The 20,560-nt window shown below is 34.9% G+C and carries 9 protein-coding genes and 1 pseudogene; 2 read left to right on the forward strand and 8 right to left on the reverse strand.

The window, feature by feature from the left end:
- Positions 1 to 48: 48 nt before the first annotated feature.
- From AAYQ05_RS08685 to AAYQ05_RS08700, 4 genes are all read right to left on the reverse strand, one after another.
- Positions 49 to 2,313, reverse strand: a complete 2,265-nt coding sequence (locus AAYQ05_RS08685; RefSeq protein WP_343542697.1) for an aconitate hydratase — start codon at positions 2,311 to 2,313, stop codon at positions 49 to 51.
- 127 nt (positions 2,314 to 2,440) lie between these two features.
- The gene (locus AAYQ05_RS08690) at positions 2,441 to 5,212 is read right to left on the reverse strand and encodes a bifunctional aconitate hydratase 2/2-methylisocitrate dehydratase (protein ID WP_343542699.1); all 2,772 of its coding nucleotides are present in this window, start codon (positions 5,210 to 5,212) and stop codon (positions 2,441 to 2,443) included.
- Positions 5,213 to 5,592: 380 nt separating this feature from the next.
- On the reverse strand, positions 5,593 to 6,546 hold the full coding sequence (locus AAYQ05_RS08695) for an AAA family ATPase (RefSeq protein WP_198857519.1): 954 nt from the start codon (positions 6,544 to 6,546) through the stop codon (positions 5,593 to 5,595).
- A gap of 78 nt (positions 6,547 to 6,624) precedes the next feature.
- Positions 6,625 to 8,055 carry a peptidylprolyl isomerase gene (locus AAYQ05_RS08700; RefSeq protein ID WP_343542704.1) on the reverse strand — a complete coding sequence of 477 codons (1,431 nt, stop codon included), beginning with the start codon at positions 8,053 to 8,055 and terminating at the stop codon, positions 6,625 to 6,627.
- Between the two features lie 610 nt (positions 8,056 to 8,665).
- Between AAYQ05_RS08700 and AAYQ05_RS08705 the strand changes: the two are divergent.
- Together AAYQ05_RS08705 and AAYQ05_RS08710 are read left to right on the forward strand one after the other, a co-directional pair.
- Positions 8,666 to 8,824, forward strand: a pseudogene (locus AAYQ05_RS08705) (alpha-amylase domain-containing protein); the annotation flags it as partial.
- A gap of 148 nt (positions 8,825 to 8,972) precedes the next feature.
- Positions 8,973 to 10,565, forward strand: coding sequence for a peptide chain release factor 3 (locus AAYQ05_RS08710; protein WP_177210637.1), 1,593 nt, complete (start codon positions 8,973 to 8,975; stop codon positions 10,563 to 10,565).
- Between the two features lie 90 nt (positions 10,566 to 10,655).
- On the opposite strand, the gene AAYQ05_RS08715 is transcribed toward AAYQ05_RS08710, so the two are convergent.
- From AAYQ05_RS08715 to rpoB, 4 genes are all read right to left on the reverse strand, one after another.
- A complete protein-coding gene (locus AAYQ05_RS08715) occupies positions 10,656 to 11,390 on the reverse strand; it encodes a hypothetical protein (protein WP_343542707.1) in 735 nt (244 codons plus the stop codon).
- 350 nt (positions 11,391 to 11,740) lie between these two features.
- Positions 11,741 to 12,052 carry a DUF3467 domain-containing protein gene (locus tag AAYQ05_RS08720; RefSeq protein ID WP_055094614.1) on the reverse strand — a complete coding sequence of 104 codons (312 nt, stop codon included), beginning with the start codon at positions 12,050 to 12,052 and terminating at the stop codon, positions 11,741 to 11,743.
- Positions 12,053 to 12,062: 10 nt separating this feature from the next.
- Positions 12,063 to 16,370, reverse strand: coding sequence for a DNA-directed RNA polymerase subunit beta' (rpoC, locus tag AAYQ05_RS08725; protein ID WP_343542712.1), 4,308 nt, complete (start codon positions 16,368 to 16,370; stop codon positions 12,063 to 12,065).
- Between the two features lie 259 nt (positions 16,371 to 16,629).
- On the reverse strand, positions 16,630 to 20,442 hold the full coding sequence (gene rpoB, locus AAYQ05_RS08730; RefSeq protein ID WP_281631391.1) for a DNA-directed RNA polymerase subunit beta: 3,813 nt from the start codon (positions 20,440 to 20,442) through the stop codon (positions 16,630 to 16,632).
- Positions 20,443 to 20,560: the final 118 nt, after the last annotated feature.

Raw genomic sequence — 20,560 nt, forward strand, 5'->3', positions numbered from 1 at the left:
AAAATGCCCTGTAAAAACAGGGCATTTTACAATATATAAATCTAAAAATTAAGCTTTTCCAGCTGCAATTAAGTTTAATGCAGAACCTGCAACAAACCACCCAATTTGTCCTTCATTATACGTATGGTTAGCCAAAATAATATCTTTGGTGCCATCTGCGTGAACAAATTCTAATGTCAATGGTTTTCCTGGAGCAAATTCTGTTAAATCTAAGAAGTTAATAGTATCATCCTCTTGGATTTTATCATAATCAGCTTCGTTTGCAAATGTCAATCCTAAAAGACCTTGCTTTTTAAGGTTTGTTTCGTGGATACGCGCAAAAGATTTTACCAATACTGCTTTAACTCCTAAGAAACGAGGTTCCATAGCGGCGTGTTCACGAGATGAACCTTCGCCATAATTATGATCTCCCACAACAATCGAAGGCACTCCAGCCGCTTTGTACGCACGAGCAACTGCAGGAACTGCATCATATTGTCCTGTTAATTGATTTTTAACCGAATTTGTTTTTTGGTTATATGCGTTTACAGCACCAATCAACATATTATTTGAAATATTATCTAAATGTCCACGGAAACGTAACCATGGTCCTGCCATAGAAATATGATCTGTTGTACATTTTCCAAAAGCTTTGATTAACAATTTTGCACCTGTGATATTTTTCCCATCCCAAGCATCAAATGGAGCCAATAATTGTAAACGTTCTGATGTTGGATTTACAACAACCTGAACTCCTGAGCCGTCTGCTGCCGGAGCTTGAAATCCTGGATCTTCGGCATAGAATCCTTTAGCAGGAAGTTCATCCCCAGTTGGAGCATCAAGCATCACTTCTTCCCCATCTTCGTTAATCAACTTATCTGTTAATGGGTTAAAACTTAAATCACCCGCGATTGCCATTGCGGTTACCAATTCCGGAGAACCAACAAAAGCCAATGTATTAGGATTACCGTCTGCACGTTTTGAGAAGTTACGGTTGAAAGAGTGAACAATGGTATTTCTTTCTTCTTTTTCAGCTCCTTCTCTGTCCCACATACCAATACATGGTCCGCAGGCATTGGCAAAAACAGTTGCACCAATTTTATGGAATGTTTCAATAAATCCGTCTCTTTCGATCGTTGAACGAACTGTTTCAGAACCCGGAGTAATGGTAAACTCTGCTTTTGTTTTTAAGTTTTTAGCGGCAACTTGTCTTGCTAAAGAAGCAGCACGAGAAATATCTTCGTAAGAAGAGTTGGTACAAGAACCAATTAAACCAACCTGAATTTGTAATGGCCAGTTATTTTTAATTGCTTCTTCTTTCATTTTAGAAATTGGAGTCGCTAAATCTGGTGTAAATGGTCCATTTAAATGTGGCTCTAATGTAGATAAATTGATTTCGATAACTTGATCGAAATATTGTTCTGGATTTGCATAAACTTCCGGATCTCCTGTTAAGTAAGATGCTACTTTATCAGCTGCATCAGCAACATCAGCTCTATTTGTTGAACGCAAGTAACGACTCATAGACGCATCATATCCAAAAGTTGAAGTTGTTGCTCCAATTTCGGCACCCATATTACAGATCGTTCCTTTACCCGTACAAGACATCGCTGTTGCACCTTCGCCAAAATATTCAACAATGGCTCCCGTTCCTCCTTTTACAGTTAGAATACCAGCCACTTTCAAAATAACGTCTTTAGGAGCTGTCCATCCTGATAATTTACCAGTTAACTTAACTCCAATCAATTTAGGAAATTTAAGTTCCCAAGCCATTCCAGACATTACATCAACAGCGTCGGCTCCACCAACACCAATTGCTACCATTCCTAATCCTCCTGCGTTTACAGTGTGAGAATCGGTACCAATCATCATTCCACCTGGGAAAGCGTAGTTTTCAAGTACTACTTGGTGAATAATTCCGGCTCCTGGTTTCCAAAAGCCAATTCCGTATTTATTAGAAACAGACGATAAAAAATCAAAAACCTCATTACTTTGTGTTTTTGCTCGGGCCAAATCGGTTGCAGCATCTACTTTTGCCTGAATCAAGTGATCACAGTGAACCGTTGTTGGTACTGCTACTTTAGATTTTCCTGCATGCATAAACTGCAATAATGCCATTTGTGCCGTTGCATCTTGACACGCAACACGATCTGGTGCGAAATCAACATAATCAACTCCTCTGCCAAACGCCTGAGTCGGATTTCCATCCCAAAGGTGATTGTATAAAATTTTCTCTGTCAATGTAAGTGGACGTCCAACAATCTCTCGTGCTTTATCAACACGATTTGGCATGTTTTCGTACACTTTTTTAATCATTTCGATATCAAAAGCCATAAGTCCTATATTATTTTTTGTTTTTTTATTTTATTTTGAACATGACAAGTTACAAAAAATAGAAGAGCTATAAAAGAAAAAGCCCGAGTTTATCACTCGGGCTTTTGATATATTAATAATCGTAAGATTACATTACTAATGATTTATTAGAAGGAGCAAACTTAGTCAAGTTGATACCTTCTACTGCAGTTGTATATTCTGCTAATGTTGGAGTTCTTCCTAAAATTGTAGATAAAACTACAACTGGTGTTGAAGAAAGCAATGATTCTCCTTTTTTACCTTCTTTATCTTCCACAACTCTACCTTGGAAAAGACGCGTTGAAGTTGCCATTACAGTATCTCCTTTTGCTGCTTTTTCTTGGTTACCCATACAAAGGTTACATCCTGGACGCTCTAAATACAACATGTTTTCGTATTCTGTACGCGCAGCACCTTTTGGAGCATTATCGTCAAATTCGAAACCAGAATATTTTTGTAAAACTTCCCAGTCACCTTCAGCTTTTAATTCATCTACAATGTTATAAGTTGGAGGAGCAACAACAAGAGGCGCGTTGAATTCAACTTTTCCTGTTTGTGCTTCTACATTTTTCAACATTTGAGCAAGGATTTTCATATCTCCTTTGTGAACCATACAAGATCCGATAAATCCAAGATCTACTTTTTTCTCACCTCCGTAGAAAGATAACGGTCTGATAGTATCATGAGTATATCTTTTCGAAACATCAGCATTATTTACGTCTGGATCGGCGATCATTGGCTCAGCAATTTGATCAAGATCAACTACTACTTCAGCATAATATTTAGCATTTGCATCTGGAGTTAAAGCTGGTTTTTCAGCCGATTTAATCTCAGCAATTCTCTTATCAGCTTTGTTGATCAATCCTTGAAGAACGTGTTTATCGTTGTCCATACCTTTGTCGATCATGATTTGGATTCTGCCTTTAGCAATCTCCAATGATTCGATCAAAGTATCATCTTCAGAAATACAGATAGAAGCTTTTGCTTTCATCTCTGCAGTCCAGTCAGTGAATGTAAACGCTTGGTCAGCAGTAAGTGTTCCAATGTGAACCTCGATAATTCTACCTTGGAAAACATTTTCTCCTCCAAATTGGTGAAGCATTTGAGCTTGAGTAGCATGAACCACATCACGGAAGTCCATATACCCTTTCATATCTCCTTTGAAAGTAACTTTTACAGATTCTGGAATTGGCATTGAAGCTTCTCCAGTAGCCAATGCAAGAGCAACAGTTCCTGAGTCAGCACCAAAAGCAACACCTTTTGACATTCTTGTATGAGAGTCACCACCAATAATGATAGCCCACTCATCAATAGTAATATCGTTAAGTACTTTGTGGATTACGTCAGTCATTGCATGATAAACGCCTTTTGGGTCACGAGCTGTGATCAAACCAAAATCATTCATAAATTTCATCAATTTAGGAATATTAGCTTGCGCTTTTTTATCCCAAACAGAAGCAGTGTGACAACCTGATTGATAAGCACCATCAACAATTGGTGAAATTACTGTTGCAGCCATAGATTCTAATTCCTGCGCAGTCATAAGACCTGTAGTATCTTGAGAACCCACAATGTTTACTTCTACACGAACGTCAGAACCAGCGTGTAAAACTTTACCTGGAGCGATACCAACAGCATTTTTATTGAAGATTTTCTCAACAGCTGTAAGACCTTGTCCTTCGTGAGAAACCTCTTTTGAAGGCGCATACACTAAAGGAGCTTCAACATCTAAAACTTTCGCCGCTAATGTTTGAAGTTTTTTACCAAATACGATAGCGTAAGAACCACCTGCTTTGATAAATTCCATTTTTTGAGGAGTAAATGCTTTAGAAATGTCGATCAATTCCTGATCTCCATTATAAAGTTTTTTCTCTTTAATATTGATAGTCAAAACTGTTCCTGTTGCAACAGAGTATGTTTGCTCAAGAATTGGTTCGTCATTTTCATTACGAATAACATTTCCTTCTGTATCTACTTTTTTAACCCAGTTTTTAAGGTCTAGACCAATACCACCAGTCACATCAACAGTTGTTAGGAAAATTGGAGAAATTCCGTTTGTTCCACCAACAATTGGAGCAATATTTACGAATGGAATATAAGGACTTGCTTGTTTTCCAGTCCAAAGCGCCACGTTGTTTACACCTGACATTCTAGAAGAACCAACTCCCATTGTTCCTTTTTCAGCGATTAACATTACGCTTTTATCTGGATGCTGTGCTTGTAACGCTTTAATTTCTTGTTGCGCTTGAGGCGTAATCATACATTGTCCGTGAAGTTCACGATCTGAACGAGAGTGAGCTTGATTTCCTGGAGAAAGTAAATCTGTTGAAATATCACCTTCACCAGCAATAAAAGTAACCACTTTAATTTCGTCTGCTACTTCTGGAAGTTTTGTAAAAAACTCAGCTTGAGCATAACTTTCAAGGATTTCTTTTGCAATTGCATTATCATTTTTGAATGCCTCTACTAAACGATCTGTATCTGCTTCGTAAAGGAAAACTTGTGTTTTAAGAACATCTGCAGCTTGTTTTGCGATTGCTGCGTCATTTCCTAAAGCTAAATCTAACAATACCTCAATAGAAGGTCCACCCTTCATGTGCGATAATAATTCAAAAGCAAAAGTTGGAGTAATTTCTTTTACTATTGATTGACCTAAAATAATTTCTTTTAAAAACTTAGCTTTTTCACCTGCTGCACTTGTCGTACCTGGTAAAGTATTGTAAATAAAAAACTTAAGAGAGTCTTCGCGATATGCGTTATCAACATCTTTAATTTGAGAAATGATTTCGCTTAATAATTCAGCTCCGTCAATTGGTTTTGGGTGCAACCCTTGATTTTTTCTTTCTTCAATTTCTTGAAGGTAATCCTGATAAATATTCATAATAAAAGCGGATTTATTTTTTTGATGCAAATTTAAGCATTAAAGACGATAATTAAAAAAAATTTAATAGAACTAGCCTTTTGAAAAATTATTATTGCTAAAAAACGATTTTCACTGCTTGTTTTTACCAAAAACTCAATTTTATATTAAAATAATGAATTATTAACATTTAAAAATCCTTTCTTTAACAAAGTCGAAATTTGATGTTATAAAGGAAGTGAGATTTTACCTCCATTTTCACAAAGAATCTTTCTAAATAAGCAATTATAACGTTATAGTTGGGATTTAAAACGTCATCTTGAAAAGCTTTTTCGAGTTTCTAAAAACAAAAAATCCTGACAATAAATTGTCAGGATTACTATAAATGCAAATTTTAGATTTTACATTAGTTTTTTAATAATCACCTCTTCTGTTATACCTTCAGCATCTGCTTTATAATTCTTTATAATTCTATGACGAAGAATTCCTGTTGCTACTGCCTGTACATCTTCAATATCTGGCGAGAACTTACCATTAAAAGCTGCATGCGCTTTTGCTGCTAGGATTAAATTCTGTGAAGCTCTTGGCCCTGCTCCCCAATCTAAATAATTTTTCACAAAGTCATTAGTCAAACTATTATCTGGACGAGTTTTACTCACCAAAGTCACTGCATATTCAATAACGTTATCTGCAACTGGGATTCTACGAATCAGGTGCTGAAAATCGATAATTTCCTGAGCATTAAATAACGGATTAATTTCTGTTTTAACATCAGAAGTTGTTCGTTTCACAACCTGAACTTCTTCTTCAAAAGTTGGATATTCTAATTTGATAGCAAACATAAAGCGGTCCAATTGCGCTTCCGGCAATGGATAAGTTCCTTCCTGTTCAATAGGGTTTTGAGTTGCCAAAACAAAATAAGGCAAATCTAATTTATGATGTTGTCCTGCAATCGTAACCGATCTTTCCTGCATAGCTTCTAACAAAGCCGCTTGTGTTTTTGGAGGTGTTCTGTTTATCTCGTCAGCCAAAATAATATTAGAGAAAATTGGACCTTTAATGAACTTGAAATTCCTATTCTCATCCAAAATTTCGCTTCCTAAAATATCCGAAGGCATTAAATCTGGCGTAAACTGAATTCTCTTAAAATCTAGACCTAAAGCCTGAGACAGAGTATTTATCATTAAGGTTTTTGCCAAACCAGGGACCCCAATTAAAAGCGCGTGTCCCCCAGAAAATATACAAAGTAAAATTTGATCTACAACGGCATCTTGCCCTACAATGATTTTCGCTATTTCTTTTTTTAATTCGTTTCTTTTTTGAACTAAATTGTGAATTGCTGCTACGTCAGACATTTATGAATGTATTTAAAATTAAAAAGAGTTAATTCTATGAAATCATAAAACTAACTCTTTTTATTTATTTATTAAAACTTATTTTTTCAGCCAGTTGTTCGCAAAAGAACAATCTTTATATTCTCCAATGATCTTGATGTAAGTATCTTTAATTTTAGTATCAAACCATTTTGCAATTGCATTAATCTGTTTTTCTTTTAATGCCAATTCTTTAATCTTAGTATAATCCTTTGCATAATCAGCTGTATGCTCATCAATTCTGTTTGTAACCGTAATTAACTTATACGTTTTTTTACCTTTATCATCTGTATTTAAAAGTGGCTGAGAAACTTCATCTCCTTTTAAATTTGAAACTTGGCTATATAAAGTCGGATCCATTTTAGTCAACTCAAAACGAGCATCTTGTGTTGTTGGATTCACCAATGTTCCACCGTTTGTTCTAGTTTCCTTTTCGTCAGATTCTGTTCTTGCAGCTTCAGCAAAAGTCAATTCTTTATTAACAATTTTATTTCTAATATTGGTAATTCTTTCTTTTGCTTCTTTTAGAGCCGCTTCTGACACGGTTGGAGAAATCAAGATATGACGAAGCTCAACTTCCTGTCCTTTAATTTTTTCCACCATGATAATATGATATCCATAGATTGTTTCAAAAGGCTCTGAAATTTCTCCAGCCTGCAAACTAAAAGCGACATCTTTAAATTCTTTGACAAAAGGAGTTCTTCTTGTCATTTTGTAGTATCCCCCATTTGGAGAAGATCCTGGATCTTGAGAATATAAAACTGCCTTTGTAGCAAAACTAGATCCCTCAAGAACATCTTTTCTTATCGCATTTAATCTATCGATAACTTTCTGTTTGTCTTCTTTAGAAATTTTAGGCTCTACCACAATTTGTGCTACCTCCATTTCGGCACCAAAAGTTGGCAATTCATCTTTTGGAATTTTCTTGAAGAAATTTCTAACTTCCTCTGGAGTGATCTCAACATCTTTAATAATCTTATCTCTCATCTCTGAAGCTAGCTTTTGCTCCTTCAAGATATCTGCAAAATAAGTTTTAAATTCTTCTACAGAACTTTTTTTATAGTATTCAACTACTTTATTGATATCGCCAACTTGCTGTGTCATGTAGTTTAGACGCTCGTCCATCATACTTCTAACTTCAGCATCACTCACAATAATACTATCTTGAATAGCTTGGTGAGCATATAATTTGTCTTCTAAAAGTTTACCAAGCATTTGGCATCTTGTAATATCTTTTATAGATCCACCTTGAGCAGTAATTTCTAAAAATCCTTTATCGATATCAGAATCTAAAACAATATAATCTCCTACTGTCGCAATAATTCCATCGATTTTCAATTTTCCGCCAGAAGGAGCTTCAACTGGTTTTTGAGCTACAACATCAGGAATAATTTCTTGCGCTGTGATAATTGGAGTAAAAAAAAGAAAAAAACAAATTGTTAGTGCAAACTTGAAATCAATTGTTTTTAGCTGTAATTTTTTTAATAACATTATTTTAATTTTTATTTGAATGTAAGCCTGTTTTAGATAATCACTCTCAAATTATGTATGCTCAACTTAAACATAAATAATTAAAGTATAGTTCTTTCGTAACTTATAACGAACAAAAATAACAATTCAATTACATAATCCAACTATCCGATATACTATTAACAAAAAATTATAGGATAGTTTGTTACACTCAAACAAAATGAGCCATTTTCATTTTCTTAATTTAATGAAAGACAAATTTTTAAGTTGGTTTCAAATTTTAAATTTAAGAACTAAATAAACTCTTAATTATTAGCACTCTAAAAAAAGTTCTCAACACTACAACGCTTTTGCAACGAGCATTCTTCTCGCAAAATAAAGTTATATCAAAAAAAAAAAAACACTTTAGATAGATAATTAATAATTTACAGTACAAAAAAACAACAACATCCATCTTTTTAGACCTAAATTTCATCAATTACAAAACTTACTATTTAACTAAACTAATTAATAGGATTCGAATATAAACGTTCTAAAATGATTGGGTTAACAAAGTCAACAGTTCGGTATTTGACTTTGCTTGTTACTACAAAATGAATAATCCTTTTATCAGAAATAATTTAAAAATTAAGACGTTTGGCAAGAAAGATGGACTCAAACCAACTTGGCAAATACTCAAATTAAAGATTTTACAGGAAACTCAACTTGGTACTCGACAACTCAAGCCGATAAATGGGTAAAAATACAATGTCCCTCAAAAGGATGTTCAATTTGGTCAATTAATCAGTAATTTTAAAAATGACTATTTATGGCTGTTGAAAAACAGCCATATTTTTTTCTAAAAAGCTACCTAATAATAAAGACTTCCCAAATTTAAGAAGTGAATATTTTTATAAAGCCGTATTTAATAGTACTTTTGCAACCTATTTATACGAAATATGAGCTTTTTAAAAGAAATACAACGCAGAAGAACATTTGGAATTATCTCGCATCCCGATGCTGGTAAAACTACATTAACGGAAAAATTACTGTTATTTGGAGGGGCTATTCAGGAAGCTGGAGCGGTAAAAAATAATAAAATTAAAAAAGGAGCAACGAGTGACTTTATGGAAATCGAACGCCAAAGAGGTATCTCGGTTTCTACTTCTGTACTTGCTTTTAATTATAAAGATAAAAAAATCAATATCTTGGATACTCCTGGACACAAGGATTTTGCCGAAGATACTTTTAGAACTTTAACTGCTGTTGATAGTGTAATTGTCGTAATTGACGTTGCAAAAGGGGTTGAGGAACAAACTGAAAAGTTGGTTGCTGTTTGTAGAATGCGTAACATTCCGATGATTGTTTTCATCAATAAATTAGATCGTGAAGGTAAGGATGCTTTCGATCTAATGGATGAAGTAGAACAAAAATTAGGTTTAAAAGTTACGCCTTTAAGTTTCCCAATCGGAATGGGCTATGATTTCCAAGGAATTTACAATCTTTGGGAAGAAAACATTAACCTTTTTAGCGGAGACAGCCGTAAAAACATTGAAGAAACAATTGCGTTTTCTGATGTTCAGAACAATCCGGAATTAGATAAAATTGTTGGTGAAAAAGCAGCTAATAAACTTCGTGAAGAATTAGAATTGATTGACGAAGTATATCCAAAATTTGAACGTCAAGATTATTTGGATGGAAAAATCCAGCCCGTATTCTTTGGTTCTGCTTTGAATAATTTCGGGGTTCGTGAGTTGTTAGATTGTTTCATTACAATTGCGCCCTCTCCAAGACCAAAAGATTCTGAAACTCGTACAGTTGAACCTACTGAAGAGAAGATGACTGGATTTGTTTTCAAAATCCACGCAAACATGGATCCTAAACACCGTGACCGTTTAGCCTTCATCAAAATCGTTTCTGGAACTTTCGAAAGAAACAAACCATATTACCACGTTCGTCAAAAGAAAAATTTAAAATTCTCAAGTCCAAATGCCTTTTTCGCTGAGAAAAAAGAAATCGTTGATATTTCTTACCCAGGTGATATTGTAGGTTTGCACGATACAGGAAACTTTAAAATTGGAGATACTTTAACTGAAGGCGAAATCATGAGCTTTAAAGGTATTCCAAGTTTCTCTCCAGAGCACTTTAGATACATCAATAATGCTGATCCAATGAAAGCGAAACAATTGGAAAAAGGAGTTGACCAGTTAATGGATGAAGGAGTTGCTCAGTTGTTTACTTTAGAAATGAACAACCGTAAAGTTATCGGAACTGTTGGTGCACTTCAGTACGAGGTAATTCAATACCGTTTAGAGCACGAATATGGAGCAAAATGTACATACGAAAACTTTCCTGTACATAAAGCTTGCTGGGTAAAACCTGATGATGCTAAAAATGAAGAATTCAAAGAATTTAAACGTATTAAGCAAAAATTCTTGGCTCATGATAAATACGGGCAATTGGTTTTCTTAGCTGATTCTGATTTTACTATTCAGATGACACAAAGCAAATATCCAACTGTCAAATTGTATTTTACATCTGAGTTTGATTAAATAAACTTTCTTTAGATAAAAAAAGAAAAAGGCTGTCAAATTTTATTTAGACAGCCTTTTTTATTTACATCCCCCAATGTAAATTTAATATTACTCCGTATAATTAATTCCCAATCCGCCGGCAATATATATTCTGTTAAGTTCTTCTGAACCAACGATTATATTTTTCATTAAAACATTATTTTTAATTGATTTCACATCAAAGGATATCTCTTTTGAAAGGTAATAATCATTAGCCGTGATTGTAACCATTAACGTTTTACTATTCTTTAGAACCTTCGATTCTATAGAAAACTCTCCTGTTTTATAATTTACTTTTACAGGATTTTGCGAGCCACTAAAAGCAATCATTAAATTAGAATAAGTCTTTCTGTCAAAAGATTTATTGGTTTTTGCTTCTAATAATTTTCCTTTAATTATTATTGAAACTTCTTCATTTTGAATTTGATTGTAAGCCACCTTACCTACTTTATATACATCTGGTTTAGGGCAGCTTATTTCTGTTTTAATAGGTTCTTTTTCTTGTGCAACAAGATTTGATGCCAACAAAACAGACGCAGCAACAGTCGCATATTTTAAACTATTTATTTTAGAAGTTTCATTATAAACAAATTCCTCTTCCAACTGCTTCGTTTTTAATCGTGCGCAGATATTTTTATCCTTATTTTCATTAATAAACTTAGCTACTTCTGAATTTGTCTTTTTACTCAAATCGATAACATTCTTCATACATGAATTACAGAATGAACCCTGTGAGTTTGGAATCATTTTATCAAAATTTTCAGAACAAGGAGTTGCAATTTCTAAGGTGAATTTCTTTTTCATACTCTATTATATATAAGTTAAAAACTTTCGAGAAGCTTCTTATTTATATAGAGTATTGATTTAATAAAAAGGTTGGGAGAACAAAAAAATATTTTTAATGCTCATTATAAAGATCTCATTTTTAAACATAAAAAAAGCGCTAATATTTAAATTAGCGCTTTTTTATAATTTGAATTAATCAACCTTACTAAGTCATTATATTTCAAAATTTAATCTTTTTTAGGCTATAGCAAGTTAAATAAATACTTTCTTGAAAAGAAAATTACCCGACTAAAGTAAATTAAATCCGATAAAATGCTTTTTTTCATAATCCATAAAAAAAGCCCCTTAAAAAAGGGGCTTTTAAAAATTTATGCTTGTCCAGTTGGACCAAAATTAAGCGGAATTGGTGCTTGTTCCGTTTCTTTGATTTCGCCATGAGCTGCCTCAAATCTATGGATATTTTCACCTATTGCTTTTAATAATCTTTTAGCATGTTGTGGTGTCAAGACAATTCTTGACTTTACCTTGGCTTTAGGAATACCTGGCATAATGCTTACAAAATCTAAAACAAACTCTGATGATGAGTGATTGATAATTGCAAGATTAGAATAAATTCCTTCTGCAATAGTTTCGTCCAACTCAATATTAATTTGCTCTTGTTGTTGTTTCGGATTACTCATAGTTTCCTAATTAATAAATGTATTCTTCTTTATTAGCCATCATTTCGTTGTAATCATCTTTAGATCCTACGATAGTGTTATCGTACTCTCTCATACCAGTTCCCGCAGGAATTCTGTGTCCAACAATTACATTTTCTTTTAATCCTTCTAGATCATCTACTTTACCAGCTACTGCAGCTTCGTTAAGTACTTTCGTTGTCTCCTGGAATGAAGCCGCAGAAATAAATGATTTAGTTTGTAACGAAGCTCTTGTAATACCTTGTAAAACTGGCGTTGCAGTTGCAGTAATTACGTCTCTTGCTACAACAAGATTTTTATCTGTACGTTTCAATAATGAATTTTCATCACGTAACTCACGAGGTGTAATGATCTGACCAGGTTTTAATACTGAAGAATCTCCAGCATCTTCTACCACTTTCATACCATATAATTTATCGTTTTGAACAATAAAGTCTTTAGTATGAATTAATTGATCTTCTAAGAATAAAGTATCTCCTGGATCCTCAACTCTTACTTTACGCATCATTTGACGAATTACAACCTCAAAGTGCTTATCATTAATTTTTACCCCTTGCAAACGGTAAACCTCTTGAATTTCATTTACCAAATACTGTTGAACAGCAGCTGGACCTTGAATTCTTAAGATATCATCTGGTGTAATAGCACCATCAGACAATGGAACTCCCGCTCTTACGAAGTCATTTTCTTGTACTAAGATTTGGCTAGAAAGTTTAACTAAATACTTTTTAATCTCACCAAATTTAGACTCGATAACGATCTCACGGTTACCTCTTTTGATTTTACCGAAAGATACAACTCCATCAATTTCAGATACAACTGCTGGGTTTGAAGGGTTACGAGCCTCAAGAAGCTCAGTAATTCTTGGTAAACCTCCCGTGATATCGCCTGCTTTAGAAGAACGACGTGGGATTTTTACTAATACTTTACCTGCTTTAATTTTCTCGCCATTTTCAACCATTAAGTGTGCACCTACTGGTAAGTTGTAAGAACGAATCAATTCACCTTCTTTACCATAAACTAATAAAGTTGGGATTAATTTTTTGTTTCTAGCCTCAGAAATTACTTTTTCCTGGAAACCAGTCTGCTCATCGATCTCAACCATGAACGATTGTCCTTGCTCTAAATCCTCGTAAGCAATCTTACCTGTAAACTCAGAAACAATTACACCGTTATATGGATCCCATTTACAGATTACAGTTCCTTTTGCTACAGTTTCTCCATCTCCAACGAAGATACTAGAACCGTAAGGAATATTATGTGTATTTAAAACAATTCCAGTTTTCTCGTCAACTAATTTCAGTTCAGTTGAACGTGAAACTACGATATCAACAGAGTTTCCTTCTCCATCTTCACCTTTAACTGTTTTTAAATCTTCAATTTCAAGTCTACCTGCGAATCTTGTAACAATACTAGACTCTTCAGAAATACCTCCAGCAACCCCTCCAACGTGGAACGTACGAAGTGTCAACTGTGTACCTGGCTCTCCAATAGACTGAGCTGCAATAACTCCGACAGCTTCACCTCTTTGTGTCATCTTACCTGTAGCTAAGTTTCTACCGTAACATTTAGCACAAATACCTTTTAAAGCTTCACAAGTTAATGGAGATCTAACTTCTACTTTTTCAATTGGAGAAGCTTCGATAGTTCTCATAATTGCTTCAGTAATTTGCTCTCCAGATTTAACCATTACTTCGTTAGTAAGAGGATTGATAACGTCTTGTAATGCAACACGTCCTAAAATTCTCTCTCCTAAAGATTCAACGATTTCCTCATTTTTCTTCAATGCCGCAACTTCAACACCTCTTAAAGTTCCACAATCTTCGATGTTAACAATAACATCTTGAGAAACGTCATGAAGCCTTCTTGTTAAGTAACCAGCATCGGCCGTTTTAAGAGCCGTATCCGCAAGACCTTTACGAGCACCGTGAGTAGAAATGAAGTACTCAAGGATCGAAAGACCTTCCTTAAAGTTAGAAAGAATCGGGTTTTCAATAATCTCACCACCGCCAGCAGTAGATTTTTTAGGCTTAGCCATCAAACCACGCATACCAGTTAACTGACGAATCTGTTCCTTAGAACCCCTCGCCCCAGAGTCAAGCATCATATATACAGAGTTGAAACCTTGTTGGTCTTCTCTAATATTTTTCATTGCTAATTCTGTTAACTGAGCATTTGCTGAAGTCCATACGTCAATAACTTGGTTGTAACGCTCGTTATTTGTGATAAGACCCATGTTATAGTTAGTTGAGATACCTTCAACTTGCTCTCTAGCATCTGCAATTAACTTCGTTTTTTGTTCTGGGATTCTAATATCACCTAAAGAGAATGATAAACCTCCTCTAAATGCGAATTTATAACCCATATCTTTCATATTATCCAAGAAAGCTGCCGTTGTAGGTACATCAGTCACACTTAAAATGTGTCCGATAATATCTCTAAGGTTTTTCTTTGTTAATACGTCATTGATATATCCAGCTGCTTCAGGTACTACTTCGTTAAATAATACACGTCCTGCAGTTGTTTGAATAATTTTGTACACTAATTCTCCAGCGTCATTAAAATCTTTTGCTCTAATTTTCACACGAGCATTCAATTCTAATCTTCCTTCGTTTAATGCAATGTTTACTTCTTCAGCAGAATAGAAAGTCAAATCTTGACCTAAAATTTTGTGATCTTCTGTAGAAATACGCTCTTTGGTCATATAATATAGACCCAAGACCATGTCCTGAGAAGGTACAGTAATTGGAGCACCATTTGCAGGGTTCAAGATATTGTGAGAAGCCAACATTAATAATTGTGCCTCTAAAATAGCTTCTGGTCCTAATGGTAAGTGAACCGCCATCTGGTCACCATCGAAATCGGCGTTGAAAGCCGTACATACTAATGGGTGTAACTGGATCGCTTTTCCTTCAATTAATTTTGGCTGGAAAGCCTGAATACCAAGTCTGTGCAAAGTAGGAGCACGGTTCAGTAATACTGGGTGTCCTTTAATTACATTTTCTAAAATATCCCAAACTACCGGCTCTTTTTTGTCAATGATTTTCTTAGCAGATTTTACTGTTTTTACAATACCTCTTTCAATCAATTTACGGATAACGAAAGGTTTGTATAATTCAGAAGCCATATCTTTTGGCAATCCGCACTCGTATAATTTTAACTCTGGACCAACGACAATTACCGAACGAGCAGAATAATCCACACGTTTTCCAAGTAAGTTTTGACGGAAACGTCCTTGCTTACCTTTTAATGAGTCAGATAATGATTTTAATGGTCTGTTAGATTCTGTTTTAACAGCAGAAGCTTTACGTGTGTTATCGAATAATGAATCTACAGATTCTTGTAACATACGTTTCTCGTTTCTTAAGATAACTTCTGGAGCTTTAATCTCCATTAATCTTTTCAAACGGTTATTACGGATGATTACACGACGATATAAGTCGTTCAAATCTGAAGTTGCAAAACGACCTCCATCAAGCGGCACAAGCGGACGTAATTCTGGTGGAATAACTGGAACCACTTTCATGATCATCCACTCAGGACGATTTTCGCGGTTTTCGTTAGACTCACGGAAAGACTCAACAACTTGTAATCTTTTTAAAGCTTCAGTTTTTCTTTGTTTAGAAGTCTCGTTGTTAGCGCTGTGTCTTAATTCATAAGATAAAGCATCTAGGTCAATACGAGCTAATAAATCCATAATACACTCTGCTCCCATTTTGGCAACAAATTTGTTTGGATCTAAATCATCTAAATATTGGTTTTCTTGCGGAAGAGTATCTAAAATGTTTAAGTATTCTTCTTCAGTTAAGAAATCTAATCTTTGTAAAGATTCTCCATCTGCATTTTTAGCAATACCAGCTTGGATTACTACGTATCTTTCGTAGTAAATGATCATGTCTAATTTCTTAGATGGAAGACCAAGGATATAACCAATTTTGTTTGGAAGAGAACGGAAGTACCAGATATGAGCAATTGGCACAACAAGGTTGATGTGTCCTACTCTATCACGACGTACTTTTTTCTCAGTAACTTCAACACCACAACGGTCACAGATGATACCTTTGTAACGAATTCTTTTATACTTACCACAAGCACATTCGAAATCTTTTACTGGTCCAAAGATTCTTTCGCAGAAAAGTCCGTCACGCTCTGGTTTGTGAGTTCTATAGTTAATAGTTTCTGGCTTTAAAACCTCTCCTCTTGATTCTTTCAAGATAGATTCTGGTGAAGCCAATCCAATAGAAATTTTGTTAAATCTTTTTACTGGATTCTTATCTTTATTGTTTCTGTTATTCATCATAGTTTTTACTATTGATTTATTTGCAATTAAAAAATTGAATTTAGATTTATAATCTACTCTTAAAAAATTAAGAGTTAATCATTCAGCTACTACCTCGGGTTACTTCTCTAAACCTCAAATTCTTGTTTGAAGTGCTAGTTATAAAATGCCTTGCATTGTTATAAAAAATCGGAACGGGTTACGGGTATAAATCTTTAAAAACTTATTATAAATGAGTAATCAGTCCCATTAAAAAATGAGACTGATTCCAAAACTTTTATTATTCTTCCAAACGAAGATCTAAACCTAGACCTTTCAATTCGTGCATTAATACATTGAATGATTCTGGTAAACCTGGTTCTGGCATAGTTTCACCCTTAACGATAGCCTCGTAAGTTTTAGCTCTACCAATAACGTCATCAGACTTAACAGTTAAGATTTCACGTAGTGTACTAGAAGCTCCATAAGCCTCAAGTGCCCAAACCTCCATCTCTCCAAAACGCTGACCTCCAAATTGAGCTTTACCTCCAAGTGGCTGTTGCGTAATCAATGAGTATGGTCCGATAGAACGTGCGTGCATCTTATCATCAACCATGTGTCCTAATTTAAGCATGTAAATTACACCCACAGTCGCTTTTTGTGCAAAACGCTCACCAGTTCCACCATCATAAAGATAGGTATGTCCAAAACGTGGTACGTTAGCCTCATCAGTCAAAGCGTTGATCTCGTCAAGAGAAGCACCGTCGAAAATTGGAGTAGCAAATTTTCTACCCAAGTTCATACCAGCCCATCCAAGAACAGTCTCATAAATCTGACCAATGTTCATACGTGAAGGTACCCCAAGTGGGTTCAATACAATATCTACCGGTGTTCCATCTTCTAAGAAAGGCATATCTTCATGACGAACGATTCTAGCAACAATACCTTTGTTACCGTGACGACCCGCCATTTTATCACCAACTTTTAACTTACGTTTTTTAGCGATATAGATTTTAGCCAATTTCAAGATTCCAGATGGTAATTCATCTCCAACTGTAATAGTGAATTTCTCTCTTCTTAAAGCTCCTTGTAAGTCGTTCAGCTTAATTTTATAGTTATGAATTAAATCATTAACCATTTTATTTGTAGCGTCATCAGCAACCCATTGACCTTTGCTTAAGTGAGCAAAATCTTCTACTGCGTAAAGCATTTTTTGAGTATATTTTTTACCTTTTGGTAAAACTTCTTCACCCAAATCATTCATTACACCTTGAGATGTTTTTCCGTTAACGATCAAGAATAACTTCTCAACTAATCTGTCTTTTAATTCAACAAATTTAGTTTCGAATTCCATTTCTAACGCGCCTAAAGCATCTTTATCCTGAGTACGTTTACGTTTATCTTTTACGGCTCTTGCAAATAATTTTTTATCAAGAACTACACCATGTAAAGATGGAGAAGCTTTTAATGAAGCATCTTTTACATCACCTGCTTTATCCCCGAAGATTGCACGAAGCAATTTCTCCTCTGGAGTAGGATCTGATTCCCCTTTTGGTGTAATTTTTCCGATCAAAATGTCGCCAGGTTTAACCTCGGCTCCAATTCTAATCATACCGTTTTCATCTAAATCTTTAGTAGCTTCTTCAGAAACGTTAGGAATATCGTTTGTTAACTCTTCGTTTCCTAACTTAGTATCTCTAACCTCTAATGAATAATCATCAACGTGGATAGAAGTAAAAATATCATCGCGAACTACTTTTTCAGAAATTACAATCGCATCCTCGAAGTTGTACCCTTTCCATGGCATGAACGCAACTTTTAAGTTTCTACCTAAAGCTAATTCTCCATTTTGAGTAGCATATCCTTCAGACAATACTTGTCCAGGAACAACTCTATCACCTCTTCTTACGATAGGTTTCAAGTTGATACTTGTACCTTGATTGGTTTTTCTAAATTTAATTAAGTTGTACGTTTTCTCATCAGCATCAAAACTTACCATTCTCTCGTCTTCTGTACGATCGTATTTAATAGTAATGATGTTAGCATCTACGTATTCAACAGTACCATGCCCTTCAGCATTGATCAATACTCTTGAATCTGAAGCTACCTGACGCTCTAAACCTGTACCAACAATCGGCGCTTCAGGACGGATCAAAGGAACTGCCTGACGCATCATGTTAGATCCCATCAACGCACGGTTCGCATCATCATGCTCCAAGAAAGGAATCAATGATGCAGAAATCGAAGCGATCTGGTTTGGTGCAACGTCTGTATAATGAACTACTGATGGCTCAACAACCGGGAAGTCACCTTCCTCACGAGCAATAACATTGCTAGCTGTAATTTTACCTGTAGCATCCATTTCAATGTTTGCCTGAGCAATCATTTTACCTTCTTCTTCTTCAGCACTTAGGTAAACTGGAGTACTTTCTAAATCAACTACACCATTAGTTACTTTACGGTATGGAGTTTCAATGAATCCCATTCCGTTTACTTTCGCATAAACCCCAAGAGATGAAATCAAACCAATGTTTGGTCCCTCAGGAGTTTCAATCGGACATAAACGACCATAGTGAGTATAGTGAACGTCACGAACCTCGAAACCAGCTCTCTCTCTCGAAAGTCCACCTGGTCCAAGTGCAGAAAGTCTTCTTTTGTGTGTAATCTCAGCTAATGGATTCGTTTGATCCATAAATTGAGATAACTGGTTAGTACCAAAGAAAGAGTTAATAACTGATGATAATGTTTTAGCATTAATCAAATCAATTGGTGTAAACACCTCGTTATCTCTAACGTTCATTCTCTCACGAATAGTTCTAGCCATACGTGCTAAACCAACACCGAATTGTTGAGACAATTGTTCTCCAACTGTTCTAACACGACGGTTTGATAAGTGATCAATATCATCAATCTCTGCTTTAGAGTTGATCAATTCGATCAAATATTTTACGATTGTAATGATATCCTCTTTAGTAAGCACTTGCTTATCCATAGGGATATCTAAATCTAATTTTTTGTTCATTCTGTAACGACCAACTTCACCTAAGTTATAACGTTGATCAGAGAAGAACAATTTATCTATAATACCACGAGCAGTTTCCTCATCAGGCGGTTCAGCATTACGCAACTGACGGTAAATGTGCTCTACAGCTTCTTTTTCAGAGTTAGTTGGATCCTTTTGTAACGTGTTGTGGATAATAGCATAATCTGCTTGGTTATTATCTTCTTTGTGCAACAAAATAGATTTAACGTTAGAATCGATGATCTCTTCAACATTATCTTTGTCGATAATTGTATCACGATCAAGGATGATTTCGTTACGCTCGATAGAAACTACCTCTCCAGTATCTTCATCTACGAAATCCTCGTGCCATGTGTTCAATACACGCGCAGCAAGCCTTCTTCCAATATATTTCTTAATACCAGTTTTAGAAACTTTAATTTCTTCAGCTAAGTCGAAAATTTCAAGGATATCCTTATCTCTTTCGAAACCGATAGCACGGAATAAAGTTGTTACAGGTAATTTTTTCTTTCTATCGATATATGCGTACATTACGCTGTTGATATCAGTAGAGAATTCTATCCAAGATCCTTTAAAAGGAATTACTCTTGCAGAATAAAGTTTAGTTCCATTTGCGTGGAATGACTGTCCAAAGAAAACCCCTGGAGAACGGTGTAATTGAGATACTACAACACGCTCGGCACCATTAATAACAAAAGTACCACTAGGAGTCATGTAAGGTATTGTTCCAAGATAAACATCTTGCACAATTGTTTCAAAATCTTCGTGTTCTGGATCTGTACAGTATAGTTTTAACCTAGCTTTTAAAGGCACACTATAAGTAAGACCTCTCTCTATACATTCTTGAATTGTATAACGTGGAGGATCAACAAAATAATCTAGGAATTCCAATACAAAGTTGTTTCTTGTATCTGTAATTGGGAAGTTTTCCATGAAGGTGTTGTATAACCCTTCGTTGCCTCTTTCGTCAGATTTCGTTTCTAATTGAAAGAAATCTTTAAAAGATTTAACCTGAACATCTAAGAAATCTGGATAGTCAGGGATATTTTTTGTAGAGGCAAAATTCAATCTTTCAGTCTGATTTGTTATCATCAATGGACAAAATTTTGATTAAAAAAAAGTAATTTTTGTTTGTGTAAAAACACACTGTTTAATCTATACTTTCTTATTATAATCAATACATCTTTAAAAATAAACTATAAAAAAAAGC

This window comes from Flavobacterium movens, assembly GCF_039581425.1.
Taxonomy (GTDB): Bacteria; Bacteroidota; Bacteroidia; order Flavobacteriales; family Flavobacteriaceae; genus Flavobacterium; species Flavobacterium luteolum.